The sequence below is a fragment of the Bacillus sp. YKCMOAS1 genome (assembly GCF_030268125.1).
GTDB classification, from domain to species: Bacteria; Bacillota; Bacilli; order Bacillales; family Bacillaceae; genus Bacillus; species Bacillus safensis.
On the sequence record NZ_BSEI01000003.1, the window covers coordinates 307,306 to 323,500 of the forward strand.

Below are 16,195 nucleotides of genomic sequence, written 5' to 3' on the forward strand. Positions count from 1 at the left end.
TTGCTCACCGCTATTTTTGTTGTTCCTCTTTATAATCACAGTTCACACATTGAACTTGAACGCCTTTTTTCAGCTTTTTCTCTACAAGCATATTTTCGCATTTTGGACACTTTCTTTCAATTGGTTTGTCCCAAGAAACGAATTCACACTCTGGAAAACGATCACAGCCGTAAAAAATGCGGCGTTTCTTCGATTTTCGTTCAACAATGTTTCCTTCATGACATGACGGGCATTTGACACCGATATCTTTGACAATTGGTTTTGTGTTACGGCAGTCAGGAAAGTTCGAGCACGCCATGAACTTGCCGTATCTACCCATTTTGTACACCATCGGATGTCCGCACTCTTCACAATCAACACCTGCGTATTCCGGCTCAATCTCAACTTCTTGCATTTCTGCTTCAGCTTTTTCTACCCGTTTTGCAAAGTCTTGATAGAAGCTGTCGATAATACGAACCCATTCGATCGTACCTTCTTCAACACTATCAAGTTCCTTTTCCATTTTCGCTGTAAATTCAACGTTAATGATTTCAGGAAAGAATTCGATGATTAAGTTGAGTACAATCTCTCCAAGCTCTGTCGGAGTAAATCGTTTATTATCAAGTGCGACATAACCGCGCTTTTGAATCGTATCTAATGTTGGTGCATACGTAGATGGACGGCCTATACCGAGCTCTTCAAGTGTTTTGACCAATCTTGCCTCTGTGTAGCGAGGAGGCGGCTGTGTGAAGTGCTGTTCAGGTTCGATATCTTTTGAAAGAACTGTATCCCCTTCTTTCAGATCAGGAAGCATTTTGTCCTTTTCCTCGAGCTGGTCGTCCTTTCCTTCTACATAAACCTTCATAAACCCAGGGAATTTCACTTTACTTCCATTCGCACGGAAAGTAAGACCATTATGATCAAGATCCACACTCATTGTATCAAGAACAGCCGGCGCCATTTGGCTTGCCACGAATCGTTCCCAAATCAATTTGTACAGGCGAAGCTGATCACGGCTTAGCACATGCTTGACATCTGCCGGTTTTCTTAACGTAGAAGTCGGACGGATGGCTTCGTGAGCATCTTGGGCGTTTTCATTCTTTTTAGCCGTTCGTTTTGTTGTATTTAAGAAATTCTTACCGTACGTCTGATCAATAAAAGCAGATACTTCTTCAATCGCCGTATTTGAAATACGTGTTGAGTCCGTTCTCATATAAGTGATGAGACCGACTGTACCTTCTTTACCAAGATCAATTCCTTCATATAATTGCTGTGCAATCATCATCGTCTTTTTCGCACGGAAGTTTAATTTTCTTGCAGCCTCCTGCTGTAAAGTAGAAGTCGTAAACGGAACAGCTGGATTACGCTTTCGCTCTTTTTTCGTTACTTTCTCTACAGAGAATTTGCTTCCCTTTAATTTCGAAAGGATTTCTTTTACATCTTCTTTTGTTTTCAGTGGATGCTTTTTCCCGTTGAGGCCAAAGAAACTTGCTTCGAAGCTTTCTTTTCCTTTGAGGAATGTACCGTCAATTGTCCAGTATTCTTCTGGTTTAAATTCATTAATTTCATTCTCGCGATCAATAATGAGTCGGAGTGCAACTGATTGAACACGGCCGGCACTTAAACCCTTTTTCACTTTCTTCCATAAAATCGGACTGATTTTATACCCAACGAGACGATCTAAAATTCGTCTTGCCTGCTGTGCATCAACTAAGTCCATATCGATCATACGAGGATGCTTAAAGGAATCTTTAATCGCATCTTTTGTAATCTCGTTAAAAACAACACGGCAGTCAGAAGAGAGGTCAAGGTCAAGGCTATGTGCTAAATGCCAAGCAATCGCTTCTCCCTCTCTATCGGGGTCAGCCGCGAGAAAGACTTTCTTTGCTTTTTTCGCCGCTGTTTTTAATTCCTTTAGAACTGGGCCTTTCCCGCGAATCGTAATATATCTCGGTTCGAAGTCATGATCAGTGTCAACACCGAGCTGACTTTTCGGTAAATCCCTGACGTGTCCCATTGAAGCCTTTACTTTATACTTTTTTCCTAAATAACGCTCAATCGTTTTCGCCTTTGCTGGCGACTCAACGATGACTAAATAATCAGCCATACTCAAAATCCCCCTTAAGAGGTGTTCTCTCTTTATACATTTCACAATTCATATTTATGTTAATTGCACCTATCTAACAGGCAATCATTAAAAATTCTTTATGATGAACATCATTATAAACACGAAAAACAAAGTGTAAACTTAAATCCTCACTATTATTAAATATTCCGATGTCTTTTGTCAAACGATATTTTTATGAGAGTTCAGTATATTGAACGCTGCGGAAGGAGAATTCCTCTAAAATATCCTTTGTGGAATGAACAAGCTTTGCCCCCTGCTGAATGAGTCTTGCCGGCCCTGTGGAATTAGGATCAAAGATGGATCCAGCAACCGCAAATACTTCTTTTCCTTGCTCAAGTGCTTGATAGGCTGTAATAAGAGAACCGCTCTTTTCTTTGCACTGAATCACAATGGTTCCTCTCGTCAACGCACTAATTAAACGATTTCTCATTGGAAAATGCCACTTTTCTGGTTTGACATAAGGCGGATGCTCTGACAAAAGCAAATGATGCTCGCCCATGTATTGAGCCATTTGCGCATGCTCTTTTGGGTATAAATGCTGAAAGCCGCCGGCTATAATGCCAATCGTTTTCCCTTTTTTCCTGATGCACTCTTTATGTGCAAGTCCATCGATTCCTTTAGCTAGCCCACTAACAATCATCCACTCTTCTTTGACAAGCTCACCAACAATTTTTTTCACACATGCTTCTCCATAAGACGATGGAAGTCGCGTGCCGACTACACCTAAACTTTTTTCTTCATTTAAATATGATACGTTTCCTTTTAGGAATAACACAGGGGGAGGATCATAAATATTTTTTAGTGTGCTTGGATATAAGGGAGATGTGATGGGAATCATGTGAATGTTTTGCTTTAAATAGGCTTGAACGATGTGTTGAAAAATGGGGAATTCATTTTCTTCAGCTTGTTTTAAGCGGGTAAAGTCGATCGTTTGTAATGCTCGATCCTGTTTAAAATGATGTGTTTCTTCATTTATATATAGCTCAGGATCGACTTTCCACCATTTTGTAAGTAATGAGGGTGAGATGAGGCCTTTTAAGCGGTGAAAAATCATTCTTTCGGACACGTTGTACATACCATTCCTCCAGTTTAAGATAGAAAGAAGAAGACTTGTCAAAGAACAAGTCTTCTTGTGTCATTAATGCGTTTTACAAGCTTCGAATAGATTCTTCTCTTTTAATACTTTAATCAACGTTTCTCCCATGACAGATGGTGTTTCTGCCACTTCAATTCCACATTCACGCATTGTCTTTACCTTTTCATCAGCTGTTCCTTTACCACCAGAAATAATGGCACCAGCATGTCCCATACGTTTTCCTGGAGGCGCCGTTTTACCGCCAATAAAGCCTACGACTGGTTTAGTCATATTTGCTTTTACCCATTCAGCTGCTTCTTCTTCAGCCGTACCGCCGATTTCACCGATCATAATCACAGCATGCGTTTCAGGATCTTCATTGAATGCTTTTAACACATCAATAAAGTTTGTCCCATTTACCGGGTCCCCCCCGATTCCTACAGCTGTCGATTGACCAACGCCAGCTTCTGAAAGCTGATGTACCGCTTCATATGTAAGCGTTCCAGAACGAGAAACAACACCCACATGACCTTTTTTATGAATGTAGCCAGGCATGATACCAATTTTACATTCTTCAGGTGTGATGACACCTGGGCAGTTTGGTCCAACAAGTCTTGTTTTCTTACCTTCCATGTAACGCTTCACTTTGACCATGTCCAGAACTGGAATATGTTCTGTGATACAAATGACGAGATCGACTTCTGCGTCAACAGCCTCTAAAATGGCATCTGCCGCAAATGGTGCTGGTACATAGATAACAGAAGCGTTCGCTCCAGTTGTCTGAACTGCTTCAGATACAGTATTAAATACAGGAACTCCTTCTACTTCAGTTCCACCTTTGCCAGGTGTGACACCGCCAACAATATTTGTTCCGTACTCAATCATTTGTTTTGTATGGAACAATGCGGTTGAACCGGTAATCCCCTGAACAATTACTCTCGTATTTTTATTAATAAATACACTCATTTAGGTTCCCTGCCTTTCTGCTCTACTTGACTAAAGATACAATCTTTTCTGCCCCGTCAGCCATAGACTCAGCAGAAGTGATATTTAAGCCTGAATCACTCAGGATTTTCTTCCCTAATTCAACGTTTGTTCCTTCCAGACGTACAACAAGTGGTAATGTTAAGCCGACTTGTTTCGTCGCTTCAACAACACCTTCTGCAATGACATCACATTTCATGATGCCGCCAAAAATGTTCACGAAAATCCCTTTTACATTTTGATCAGATAAGATGATTTTAAATGCTTCCGTTACTTTTTCAGCTGTTGCACCGCCGCCAACATCTAGGAAGTTTGCAGGGTCCCCGCCGTAATGCTTGATGATATCCATTGTAGACATCGCAAGACCTGCTCCATTGACCATACAGCCAATATTTCCATCTAGAGAAATGTAGCTTAAGTCATATTTAGATGCTTCAATTTCTTTTGGATCCTCTTCATCAAGGTCACGGTATTCTAATATATCTTTTTGTCTATATAAGGCATTGCTATCAAAGTTTAATTTTGCATCAAGTGCCATGACTTTTCCATCGCCTGTTACAACCAGTGGATTAATCTCAGCAATTGAACAATCTTTTTCAATAAACGCATTGTAAAGGCTTGTCATAAACTTAACAGCTTGGCCAACTAATTTTGTTGGAATATTAATTTTAAATGCTACTTCTCTCGCCTGATAGCCTTGCAAGCCAATCGCTGGATCGATAACAACTTTCACGATTTTTTCTGGCGTTTTTTCTGCTACTTCTTCAATTTCAGTACCGCCTTCTTCAGATGCCATCAATACAATTCTTGATGTCGCTCTGTCCAAAACTAGACCAACATAGTATTCCTTTTGAATATCGCAGCCTTCTTCAATAAGTAAGCGTTTTATTTCGCGCCCTTCAGGCCCTGTTTGATGTGTGACAAGTGTCTTGCCAAGCAATTCCTCTGCAAACCCTTTCACTTCATCTTTCGTTTTTGCAATTTTTACCCCGCCTGCTTTACCACGGCCGCCTGCATGAATCTGTGCTTTTACGACATATACAGAGCTCCCTAGCTCTTCTGATGCTTTCACTGCTTCATCAGGTGTAAATGCTACTTTACCATTTGGAACTGAAACCCCATATTTTCTTAGGATTTCTTTTCCTTGGTACTCATGGATATTCATTTCCCATCCTCCCAACATATGTAGAAACAAAAATTATAAAATAGACTGCGCTTTCATTTTAAAGAATAAAAAAGAGAATGTCTAGGGTTCTATGTAAAATCGTAAAATCCTTCTAAACATTCAAACTTTTATTTTATTAAAAATATAAATTTTTCAGTCAAATCACTTATTTTACCTTATTTTTTCATTTTTTGATCTAACCTGTAGATAAACGAAAAAATTTCTGCTACAGTATCGTATAACGCTTCAGGGATCTCCTCATCTAATGTTAAGTGGCGCATGAGTTCGACTAAATTACGGTCTTCCTGGATAGGGACTCCCGACTTTTTTGCTTCTTCAATAATATGATCTGCCACATAGCCGCTGCCTGTTGCAACGACTTTTGGCGCCTTTTGTTTTTCTTCATCGTAATGCAGAGCGACCGCTCTTCTAAGCGGTTTTGAATCCTTCATACTCGTAAGTCCAGCCCTTTCTCGCTGATTTTATGAAAGTGTTCATCTAGAAATTGAGACGGATCTACTGGCTCTTGTCTCTTTTTTGCTGTAATTCCCGTTAAACTGTATCCTAGAGCATTTAAATTCTCCCGAACAGCCGGAATCATCGGATTAATGGTTCCTTGCAGTTCATGGGCTGTCTCGACAGTAATTGACATGACCTTTTGCTGAATCGTACAGTCTATTAAGGTTTCTTCAAGGTTTTCCATGTTTAAGTAAAACATGAGGCGGCACTGAGAAATATCAATGGAGCCATCCTTTTTCTTATGTCCTTTTAGAATAAAGGTTAAATCTTGAACACTATGTTTTGAGAAAAGCGGATAGGAAACCATCATTTGACTGACGGTTTGGTTCTCCTGCTGCACAAATAACTGTCCATTCAATCTATGAAACAATTGATCCACTTCTTTTTTAACGTGCTCTGGTAAATCCGCCTGCCTCACATCATTTAAGGTGAGCTTTAATTGGTGCAGCTCCTGACTTTTGACATCCTGGCTTCCTTTTTCTAGCAGTTTCAGCATACCGATTTCATCACGTACACCTATTGCCTTTTTCATCGTCATAACTAAATCGAGCACATCAGTTTTATTGCTTAATGTTGGTTCAGTCTGCTGCACTACCTGGGCCAAAGCTTTTGCCTCTGCTTTTGACAGGAAGGGAAACTCTTTTTGAAGCACAGCTGCTTTTGCGTCAGGCTGAGATCCTGCCTGCTGGAGCCCGTGCAGCAATGCTGTGAGCTGTTTTAAGTTAGGTTCTTGCTGCCCGTCTGCACCTTGTTTCATCAAGCTGGCCAGTATCCGCTCAATTTGCTGAAGCGGGATTTGCAGCTCTTCTTTTGGACTTGTTGACTGCTGCACGTTTGTCTGAGGAGCTTGGGACGGCTGACGCTCTTGAACGATTGCGGCATGGCTATTTTCTTTTTGCTGAGACGGATTGAGCTGAGTCGTTACTGGTGAATTGCCGCCTTGCCTCGCCTCGCCTTCTCTCGCTGCTAGAAGGACCGATAAGAGCTTTTCTGCATGGACGGCTGTCTCTGCATCTACAACTGACCGAATGGCTTGTGTTAGGGTCTGTGTGGCGTCTGTGTGCTTCGGCAGCTGTGTTAATTGATTTAATAGCGCTGTTATATCCTGATGAAGGGCAGAGGATGATTTTACGGCTAAAATAGATTGAAGCACCCCTTGCTGGATCGGTAAATCTTTCTTTAAAGCAAAAAGAAGTGACTGGAGCCCTTTCTTCACATCAGCTCCTTGAAGCTGTTCGATCCACTTCACTGCCGTTTTTAACTCTCCTTCGTTGATGACGGACTTTTCCTTTAAAAAAGCTGTAGCTGTCAGCATGTTTTCAAGCCCATTTTTCAGTGAGAGACCTTCTAATAGTTTGACTGCTGCATCCTTTAATGTCTTAGGATCTTGATCAAATTGCTGAACGGGTCTTAGTTTATTGAGGCTGCCTCCACCCTCTTGTTCAAATTGGAACCAATAAAACGCATCTGCTTTAAGCTGAGCCGCCAGCTGCGCTTTTATTTTCGTTGAGCCTATTTGAACAAGGGCTGTATCATCTCCAAGCATTTTTAGTACTTTGCCGAGAATCAGCCGATGAACATTATCCTTCCCTTCGGTGTTTAATGGAACCGATTCGGCTGTATTCAGCCGGCTATTCAGTGCTGTATGTATGTCCTCAACTCTTGTCATCACAGGCAGCCTCCTTAGACTAAAATTTATGATATAACAGATTTCACCGGCGCAAACGATAATCGGTGGATTGGGGCAGCACCATGTGTTTGAATCGCAGCCAGGTGCTCTTTCGTTCCGTACCCTTTATGTTTTTCAAATTGATACTCAGGATACTTACGCCCGTACTCTTCCATCATCTGATCCCTTGTCACCTTCGCAATACATGCACCTGCTGCAATGGATGCACTTTTTGCATCTCCTTTGATGATATTCTCTTGGTGAGTTGAAAGCGGGAGTGTCATGGCATCTATGAGCAGATCAATCAGGTGTATGAGTTAACTGCTCCACAGCTCTCACCATCGCCAGTCTTGATGCTTCATAAATATTGATTTCATCAATCGTAGCCGCATCAACAATGCCGATTCCGATATCAAGTGCTTCTTTTTGAATGAGGTCATAATAAGCCAATCTTTTTTTCTCAGATAATTGCTTTGAGTCGTTTAAACCGAGCAGGACTGTATCTTCCTTTAAGATAACGGCTGCTGCGACAACTGGGCCGGCCAGCGGTCCTCTGCTTATTTTAATACATATATCGGGTGACTGGACAAAAACATTAGACACCATAAGATTTCTGCTTAACTATCTAATAAATTTTGTCTGGGTACGTTAGCTCGAATTTGTCTAAGTATAACAAAGTAAACTCAGGTAATATTAAACCGTTTTTATACTGATTATGTATGACTTTTTTTAAAATACATTGAAGAGAATGTTTATTCAACTTTATGATTTGGTCACATAAAACTCTATATTATTATCGGCTAAATCAACTTCATTTTTTATACACTCAATACAATTTTCAGTAACTTCGCTTGTGGGTAGCTCAGTGTAAAACAGCTATCTCTAAAAAACTTCTCGAATGGACTTATTTTCATTTGGATTACTTGCTTCATTTATATTTTTATTTCCTTCTATTCTATATAACTATTTCTGATTACAGCCAAAGAAATTTGCAACTACTGTCATCTTTTTTACCAATTGAACAGATTTTTTAATTTGAAAATAATAATAGATCAGAAAATCTTTTTAGGCGTTTTCCTTTCAATTTTTAAGATTAATTTTATCACCTCATATTAATCCTCATTAATAAATAAGCAGACTATTTTAACTTTTCAGTTAACAATTACAACAATCGGGCCCAGCCATTCACAATCTTTAAGATGTTATTCAAGAAAATGACCCTTAAATTGAGAAACGTATATAGAAAAAGGACTGCTATGACAGTTCTCTTCTACTCCGTAATCGGCCCGATTGCTGGTTAAATGAAATGAAATAAATTTTTCTGATTGACATTTCAATGAAGATTATAATAATATATGAACATATAATCATATATTGAAACTAATTGTATTATGGGGGTGTAAAAATGGTGAGTGAAGAGCAGAAACATGAAGAGAATTTTAATGAAGGAGCGCAGCATTTGGATGAAGAGACGCTGTTTGTCGTTTCGCAAACGTTCAAAGCGTTAAGCGACCCAACTAGAATTCGTATTTTGAATTTATTATGTACAGGGGAGCATTCCGTCAATGATATTGCGGAAACGTTAAATTTAAGCCAGTCGAGTATCTCCCACCAATTGCGTTTCTTGAAAAATTTAAGATTAGTCAAATATCGAAGAGCAGGGACAACTTTGTATTATTTGGAAGATGACGTTCACGTTATGAATTTACTGAATCAGTCAATTGAGCATGCTACACATCATTAATTTAGGGGGAATCTAAAATGGGACACGATCATGGACATGACCATACACATGGTGCAAATAAAAAGACGTTAATGATAAGTTTTATTATTATTACAGGTTATATGATTATTGAAGCAATTGGAGGATTCATTACCAACAGCCTTGCGTTATTATCTGATGCAGGACATATGTTAAGTGACTCGATATCTCTTGCAGTTGCATTATTGGCCTTTACATTTGGGGGAAAAGTCGCTAACTATAGTAAAACATATGGATATAAACGATTTGAAATATTAGCAGCTGTTCTAAACGGGGTGACACTCGTATTAATTGCAATTTATATTTTTTATGAAGCAATTCAGCGTTTTCTAAATCCACCCGAAGTTGCTTCAACTGGAATGTTAATCATCGCTACAATTGGTTTACTAGTCAATATTCTTGTTGCGTGGATTATGATGCGCGGCGGGGATGTAGAAGAGAACCTGAATATGCGTGGAGCATACTTACATGTAATGAGCGATATGCTTGGTTCCATTGGCGCCATTATTGCTGCACTGCTCATGATATTCTTCAACTGGGGCTGGGCAGACCCACTAGCAAGTGTCATTGTTGCCGCACTCGTATTACGCAGCGGTTACTATGTTACGAAATCCGGACTCCATGTCCTGATGGAAGGGACACCACAAAATGTTGATGTGGACGATGTAATTCAAACAATTCAAAATAAAAAAGGAATTCATAGTGTTCACGACTTTCACGTTTGGTCGATTACAAGCGGATTAAATGCGCTATCCTGTCATGCAGTTGTAGATAAACAAATGTCCATTGCTGAAAGTGAACGATTGCTCCATCAAATCGAACATGACCTTGAACACAAAAACATTCACCATATGACGATTCAATTAGAAACGACTTCTCATGAGCATGATAGTACCATTTTGTGTAACGTAAAGGCTAATTCATCTGGCCATCATCATCACTGATGGGCAATTAAATGAACGAAACACTTAATACAAAATAAAGGTTAGAAACGGTTTAGGATAAATGACACTTTGACTAAATAATTTACATGTATTTTAAAACTTTCTACATTCAACCCGGATACACTTTTATATGTGAAAGTGTATCCGGGTTTTTTAATTCTTGGTTTATATCCCAAAAACCTTTCTTAGTACTCTTTAACAGAATAAGATTACTTACTATATTTGTTCAATACTATTTTTCTGTACAACTAGTCTGTCTTCTTTTACATTTAATTCTTTACTATGTTTTTTATACAATTCTTTGAAGTTTAATCCAATGTCTGTTCCTAGAACTTTAATCAGAGGTCTGATAATTTTTTTGGAAGCGATAGCTTATTTTCTTTAGAAGTAAACTTGTCGAATAAAATCATTTCCCCATCATGTTTTAGTACCCTTTCCATTTCCTGAAAACATTTATCCGCGTTAGGTACTACTGATAGATTTTGACTGCCGATAGCCAAGTCCAACTGATGATTGTCAAAACTCATATCTTGAGCATCCTTTTCTAAAAACTTAATAGTGGAAGTTTTGAATTTCTCTCTTGCATTCCTCAAGTACAAGGTTGGTACTTTCATCAGATATATAATGATCGATAGATCCTACGTCATTATGACTTAGGTCTTCACCTTATGGACTAATTCATAGATATCAACTTTTTTGGTAACCTCTTTTCCTCTGTCCTATACTAAATAATCATTTACATATGATACAGTAGGCAAATACTCTCTTGCAGCAGCCCTTGAAAAGAATGAACTCTTCAGAAAGATCCAGTGTTAGAGAGCTGACATTCAATGGTTCTTCAGACTGCTTTACCACCGTTTTCTTTAACGTCACTTTTTTTGCCATTAAAACAACTCCAATTGTTTCTCTAATAACTTGCGAATGGGAGCATATGTTTTTCGATGGATAGGGCAAGGTCCATATTTCTGTAATGCCAACATATGATCTTTTGTTAGATAACCTTTGTGCTTGTCAAAACCATATTGGGGATAAATTTGATGTAACTCTCTTATTACTTTATCCCGTTCGACTTTAGCTAAAATAGAAGCTGCACTGATAGCTGGGATCAAATCATCACCCTTCACAATGGCCTCTGCTGGAATATCGATGTTAGGTAATTTATTCCCATCGACAAGTACTTTATTAGGTTTTATATGCAATCCTTCTATGGCCCTTTTCATGCCAAGAAGTGTTGCGTTCAGGACATTAAGTGTTTCTACTTCCTCAAGGGATGCTATTTCGATCCTCCAGCTAAGAGCTTTATGTTTAATTTCTTCAGCAAGCTCTTCCCGTCGTTTAGCGGAAAGTTTCTTCGAGTCTCTTAAACCCTCAATAGGTTTGTTGGGATCAAGAATACACGCTGAAACCCATACCCCTGAAATTGCCGATCCTCTACCTGTTTCATCCACTCCACATACGAACATCACTAATAACTCCTCTTTTAACAGCTTAACTAAAACTTGCTTTATATCCAATATGAATTTATGGATTTATTCTCTGTAGACTCTTTGATTTATCCAGTTATAACTTTCTATCTTTACTAATTACAAAACCACATTTCTTTCTAAGTTACTTTATTGCAGAAGGTACTAGGTAAGATCTACTCTTCTCCAATAAATAATAATGAATATATACAGAATCTACATCCTTCACTAATAATAGAACTTAGTTCTATTCCCCAGAACCCAATACTCCCCCACTAAATAACCCCAAAAAAAAATCACCTCTTCAGGTGATATATAACTATATTCATTCTAGATAATAACCCATAGTTAGTCAAACAAATTATTGGTAATATATTTTTGAGTTAGACACTCTTCTCTAAAGTCATATAACTCTTCCCGCTTCGTCTATTCCCGCAATACATGTGTATCCCTGCGCCTTTGCTTTGTTTTCAAATTGCAGCATGTCATCCCATGCCACGCGAAGTGCTTGCTGCTTTTCTCTCTCTTTGTGCCACTTTTCTATGAGTTTTTGGACACTTTTTCTCGTATCATCTTTCACAAGCTCACGAATGTATGACTCATCGCCTGCATGCTTTTCAATTAGTTCTTTTATTTGTTTCACCGTGTACATAGGCTTTTTCGCAGCCTCCTTCTTTATATCGGCAGTTTTTCGCAAAAAATAAAGACCCGCATGAGCTGCGTGTCTTTTAGCTTTCAGGCTTCTCAAAAGTGAGGGGACCAAATTTTTCTGTTCGAATATCCCGAATAATGATTTCGGTGGTTTTGTCATAGTTTATGAATCCCCCGCTCATTAGACAGCCGCGCTTAGTGCCAATTGCATCAAACAGTTCAACCGTATCTTCAGGTATCTCCGCTAGGTCATAGCGTTTTTTTAATCGCTCTGGGTAGTTTTCTTCTAGAAAACGAAGTGCATACACAGCGACATCCTGTAAGTTGATGATCGAATCTTTGATCGCTCCAGTCACCGCAAGTCTAAGTCCTACTTGCTCATCTTCAAACTTCGGCCAGAGGATTCCAGGGGTATCGAGCAGTTCTAGTTCTTTCCCTACCTTTACCCATTGCTGTGATGTCGTAATACCAGGACGGTCTCCTGTTTTGGCAATATTCTTTTTCGCTAAACGATTGATTAAGGTCGATTTTCCGACATTGGGAATCCCGATAATCAGTGCTCGAATGGCACGTGGTTTGACGCCTTTTGCTTTCATGCGGTCGAACTTTTCTTTTAAAATTTCTTTTGAAGTTGTGATGATCTGATTTAACCCTTGTCCATCAACAGAGTTAATAGCCAGTGACCGAACGCCTTGCTGCTCAAAATGCGCCTGCCACTCCTTTGTCATACGAGGATCTGCTTTATCAGCTTTGTTTAATAGCATGATTTTGGGTTTATTTTGAAGGATTTCTTCGATCATTGGGTTTCTAGAGGACATCGGAATTCTTGCATCGGTTAATTCAAATACGATGTCGATGAGCTTTAATTTTTCTGTGACTTCACGTCTTGCTTTTGCCATATGGCCTGGAAACCATTGAATCGTCATATGTGCACCTTCTCTCTTCTACCTGTTATCTTTATACATTGTACAAAAAAAGAGCCTGTTACAGGTAACAAGCTCTTTCCTTTGATATCATTATCGTCTGATTTCTTTGATACGAGCCGCTTTACCGCGAAGTTCACGTAGGTAGTAAAGTTTCGCACGACGTACCTTACCGTGACGTACAACTTCGATCTTAGCGATTTTTGGTGTGTGTACAGGGAATGTACGCTCAACGCCTACACCGTAAGAGATCTTACGAACTGTGAAAGTTTCGCTGATTCCACCACCACGACGCTTAATTACAACACCTTCAAAGATCTGGATACGCTCACGAGTACCCTCGACAACTTTAACGTGTACACGTAAAGTGTCACCAGGACGGAACGCAGGAAGATCAGTGCGTAATTGTTCTTTTGTGATTTCTTCAATCAAATGTTGCATCGTTTTCAACTCCTTCCAACAGATGCTCATGTCCTCTTTCTTCATTGCAGCGGAACATCGTTTTCAAACTTGGATCAGCAAGCCGTCCAAGTCACAAGTAGTATCATACCATACCTCTATGCCGTGTGCAATACAATCTAGTCATTATGAAGCTGCCAAAGCCATCTTTTTTCTTCATTCGTTAACGTTTTGCAAGAATCGATCAAATCTGGCCGTCTTGTATAGGTTCGTTTCAATGATTCTTTGCGCCGCCACTCTTCTATTTTGGCATGATTTCCAGAGAGGAGCACATCCGGCACTTTTAGTCCTTTATAATCCGCTGGCCTTGTATAGTGCGGGTGCTCAAGCAAACCTGTACTGAATGAATCTTCGATGTGAGACGCTTCTTTTCCAAGCACATGAGGCAAAAGCCTGACCACACTGTCTGCAATCATCATCGCTGGCAGCTCTCCGCCTGTGAGGACGAAATCTCCGATTGAGATCTCATCTGTGACAAGATGCTCCCTGATGCGCTCATCGTAGCCTTCATAGTGGCCGCAAATGAACATAAGATGCTCTTCTTTTGCAAGTTCTTCTGCCTTCTTTTGTGTATATCTTTCCCCTTGAGGACAGACAAGAATAACTCGGGGCTTCGTGCTTGCTTTCTTCGTTAAATCTTCTACCGCATCAAATACGGGCTGTGCTTTCAGTACCATACCAGCACCGCCGCCATACGGATAGTCATCCACTGTTTTATGCTTATGATCTGAATACTCTCTAAAATTGACGACTTGAAATGAGACGGCATCTTTCTCCTGTGCTTTTTTTAAGATGGATGAGTGAAGCACACCTTCGAACATTTCAGGAAAAAGAGTTAAGAAATCAATTTTCATTCGTCAATGAGTCCTTCCATCACTTCTATGTGTACGGTTTTGGATGAGATATCGATGTTTTTGACGACAGATGGAATATATGGAATGAGGGCATCTTTTTTGCCTTTTCTTCCAATCACCCAAACATCATTTGCCCCTGGCGTAAGAATTTCTTTAATTTGACCGATCAGCTTGTCCTCTTCATCGTATACTTCACAGCCAATAATTTGGTGAAAATAAAATTCTCCTTCGTCTAATGACCCAAGATGTTCTTTTTCTACCTTTAAGATTGACTCTTTCAGAAGCTCTGCTTCATTTAATGAGTTGATTTCTTCAAATGTGAGCAAATCAAATTGTTTGTGCTGGCGGTGTGATGCGACAGTCACTTTCAGCGGCTCTTTTTGACCCTGTTTAAAAATATAGAGCACGCTTCCCTTTTTGTAACGCTCTTCTGGGAAATCCGTCTTTGACACGACGCGTACTTCTCCGCGCACTCCGTGTGTATTGACGATCTTTCCAACATTCAACCATTCTAGCTCCATGTTCTCAATCACCCCTGACGTATTTCCACAATGGTGCCGTCTTTCACGACGATGACATTATCTTGCATTTTGTCATCCCATTTATCACCTATTTTTACTTCAACCAGTGCATCCACTTCTGTTTCTTTCATCTCACTTCCAAGCGGCAAAATATGAAGCTGCTCTACTTGAAAATCAATCTGCCTGATCTTCTCTTGCCTTTTATCGATCGCTTTTTGAAATTGAGGGATGGCTTCTTGCTGATGTGGTTCTTTTTCATGTTTTTTTAGTTGAAAATATAATTGATTGCATTCACGTTCTAGTCTTTCTTTTTTCTCCAAAAAAGTCGTTAACAGTTTGTCCTTACTGCTTTCAGTTAATACTTGCATCACGGTGACATGTTGAATGATCTGCATCTTCCTTTTTGTCCCCCTATCCGAAGGCATTTGTCCTCTACAGTATAACGAAAAATAGATTTAAACGTGTAAAAAAAGGGGAGGTCCTAAGCCCTCTCCCTTTTTAGTCAGCAATCTCAAGTTGAACTTTCTTAGAAGACTCTGCACTTGCTGCAAAAATGACTGTTCGTATCGCTTTTGCTGTACGTCCCTGCTTTCCGATCACTTTTCCGGTATCTTCAGCATTGACAGACAGTGTGTAAATCACCTGCTCATCTTTTTCTAATGAAGATACGTGAATATCTTCAGGGAAATCAACAAGTGGCTCGACGATGGACACAATCAATTCTTCCAAGGACAGCTCATTCATTATTTGCTGTTTTTCGCATTATGAAATTTTTCAAGAATTCCTTGGCTTGAGAAAAGGTTGCGAACTGTATCAGATGGTTTCGCACCATTTTGAAGCCATTTAAGCGCTAATTCTTCGTTGATTTTCACCTCAGCTGGTGATACCACTGGGTTGTAAGTTCCAACTGTTTCGATGAAACGACCGTCACGTGGTGAACGAGAATCTGCTACAACAATACGATAGAAAGGAGATTTTTTTGCTCCCATACGTTTTAAACGAATTTTTACTGCCATTTTACTAGCACCTCCGAAAATATTTCAACAAGATAGTATATTAACAATGATAAAAGGGTTTGTAAAGTGTTTTTTCTTAACAA

General features: G+C 39.5%; 18 protein-coding genes and 1 pseudogene. 2 read left to right on the plus strand and 17 right to left on the minus strand.

The features are described 5' to 3' along the window. Positions 1–10: 10 nt before the first annotated feature. The 7 genes and pseudogenes from topA to QSJ46_RS10645 form a co-directional block, all read right to left on the minus strand. Entirely contained in the window at positions 11–2,086 is a 2,076-nt protein-coding gene (gene topA, locus QSJ46_RS10615) for a type I DNA topoisomerase (protein ID WP_039178505.1), read from the minus strand. 193 nt (positions 2,087–2,279) lie between these two features. Next, a complete protein-coding gene (dprA, locus tag QSJ46_RS10620) occupies positions 2,280–3,182 on the minus strand; it encodes a DNA-processing protein DprA (protein WP_039178503.1) in 903 nt (300 codons plus the stop codon). A gap of 63 nt (positions 3,183–3,245) precedes the next feature. Then, positions 3,246–4,148 carry a succinate--CoA ligase subunit alpha gene (sucD, locus tag QSJ46_RS10625; protein ID WP_007499624.1) on the minus strand — a complete coding sequence of 301 codons (903 nt, stop codon included), beginning with the start codon at positions 4,146–4,148 and terminating at the stop codon, positions 3,246–3,248. A 22-nt stretch (positions 4,149–4,170) separates the two neighbouring features. Next, a complete protein-coding gene (gene sucC, locus QSJ46_RS10630; protein ID WP_024426972.1) occupies positions 4,171–5,331 on the minus strand; it encodes an ADP-forming succinate--CoA ligase subunit beta in 1,161 nt (386 codons plus the stop codon). Between the two features lie 176 nt (positions 5,332–5,507). Next, positions 5,508–5,783 (minus strand): FlhB-like flagellar biosynthesis protein, encoded by a 276-nt coding sequence (locus tag QSJ46_RS10635; protein ID WP_003211418.1) that lies wholly within the window; start codon positions 5,781–5,783, stop codon positions 5,508–5,510. Beyond that, positions 5,780–7,519, minus strand: a complete 1,740-nt coding sequence (locus QSJ46_RS10640) for a glycosyltransferase (protein ID WP_285604703.1) — start codon at positions 7,517–7,519, stop codon at positions 5,780–5,782. The genes QSJ46_RS10635 and QSJ46_RS10640 overlap by 4 nt, the downstream gene beginning before the upstream one ends. 26 nt (positions 7,520–7,545) lie before the next feature. Further along, a pseudogene (locus tag QSJ46_RS10645) lies at positions 7,546–8,074 on the minus strand (ribonuclease HII); the annotation flags it as partial. Between the two features lie 850 nt (positions 8,075–8,924). On the opposite strand from QSJ46_RS10645, the gene QSJ46_RS10650 reads away from it, so the two are divergent. Together QSJ46_RS10650 and QSJ46_RS10655 are read left to right on the plus strand one after the other, a co-directional pair. After that, entirely contained in the window at positions 8,925–9,263 is a 339-nt protein-coding gene (locus QSJ46_RS10650; RefSeq protein ID WP_107163654.1) for an ArsR/SmtB family transcription factor, read from the plus strand. A 17-nt stretch (positions 9,264–9,280) separates the two neighbouring features. After that, positions 9,281–10,225, plus strand: a complete 945-nt coding sequence (locus QSJ46_RS10655; RefSeq protein ID WP_107163653.1) for a cation diffusion facilitator family transporter — start codon at positions 9,281–9,283, stop codon at positions 10,223–10,225. Between the two features lie 338 nt (positions 10,226–10,563). On the opposite strand, the gene QSJ46_RS10660 is transcribed toward QSJ46_RS10655, so the two are convergent. From QSJ46_RS10660 to rpsP, 10 genes are all read right to left on the minus strand, one after another. Further along, positions 10,564–10,839: a class I SAM-dependent methyltransferase gene (locus tag QSJ46_RS10660; protein WP_285604704.1), complete on the minus strand. Its 276-nt coding sequence runs from the start codon at positions 10,837–10,839 to the stop codon at positions 10,564–10,566. A 270-nt stretch (positions 10,840–11,109) separates the two neighbouring features. After that, complete coding sequence (gene rnhB, locus QSJ46_RS10665) at positions 11,110–11,688, minus strand: ribonuclease HII (protein WP_107163652.1); 579 nt, start codon at positions 11,686–11,688, stop codon at positions 11,110–11,112. Positions 11,689–12,091: 403 nt separating this feature from the next. Then, positions 12,092–12,340 carry a hypothetical protein gene (locus QSJ46_RS10670; RefSeq protein ID WP_224928220.1) on the minus strand — a complete coding sequence of 83 codons (249 nt, stop codon included), beginning with the start codon at positions 12,338–12,340 and terminating at the stop codon, positions 12,092–12,094. A gap of 76 nt (positions 12,341–12,416) precedes the next feature. After that, positions 12,417–13,265, minus strand: coding sequence for a ribosome biogenesis GTPase YlqF (ylqF, locus tag QSJ46_RS10675; protein ID WP_024424188.1), 849 nt, complete (start codon positions 13,263–13,265; stop codon positions 12,417–12,419). Between the two features lie 90 nt (positions 13,266–13,355). After that, entirely contained in the window at positions 13,356–13,703 is a 348-nt protein-coding gene (rplS, locus tag QSJ46_RS10680) for a 50S ribosomal protein L19 (RefSeq protein ID WP_008354510.1), read from the minus strand. 137 nt (positions 13,704–13,840) lie between these two features. Next, a complete protein-coding gene (gene trmD, locus QSJ46_RS10685; RefSeq protein ID WP_047202152.1) occupies positions 13,841–14,575 on the minus strand; it encodes a tRNA (guanosine(37)-N1)-methyltransferase TrmD in 735 nt (244 codons plus the stop codon). Next, on the minus strand, positions 14,572–15,096 hold the full coding sequence (gene rimM, locus QSJ46_RS10690) for a ribosome maturation factor RimM (RefSeq protein WP_047202151.1): 525 nt from the start codon (positions 15,094–15,096) through the stop codon (positions 14,572–14,574). The genes trmD and rimM overlap by 4 nt, the downstream gene beginning before the upstream one ends. An 8-nt stretch (positions 15,097–15,104) precedes the next feature. Then, positions 15,105–15,491, minus strand: coding sequence for a YlqD family protein (locus tag QSJ46_RS10695; RefSeq protein WP_024424191.1), 387 nt, complete (start codon positions 15,489–15,491; stop codon positions 15,105–15,107). Between the two features lie 103 nt (positions 15,492–15,594). Then, on the minus strand, positions 15,595–15,840 hold the full coding sequence (locus QSJ46_RS10700) for a KH domain-containing protein (RefSeq protein WP_024424192.1): 246 nt from the start codon (positions 15,838–15,840) through the stop codon (positions 15,595–15,597). Next, complete coding sequence (rpsP, locus tag QSJ46_RS10705) at positions 15,840–16,112, minus strand: 30S ribosomal protein S16 (RefSeq protein ID WP_008344841.1); 273 nt, start codon at positions 16,110–16,112, stop codon at positions 15,840–15,842. Before rpsP ends, QSJ46_RS10700 begins: the two co-directional genes overlap by 1 nt. Positions 16,113–16,195 lie beyond the last annotated feature (83 nt).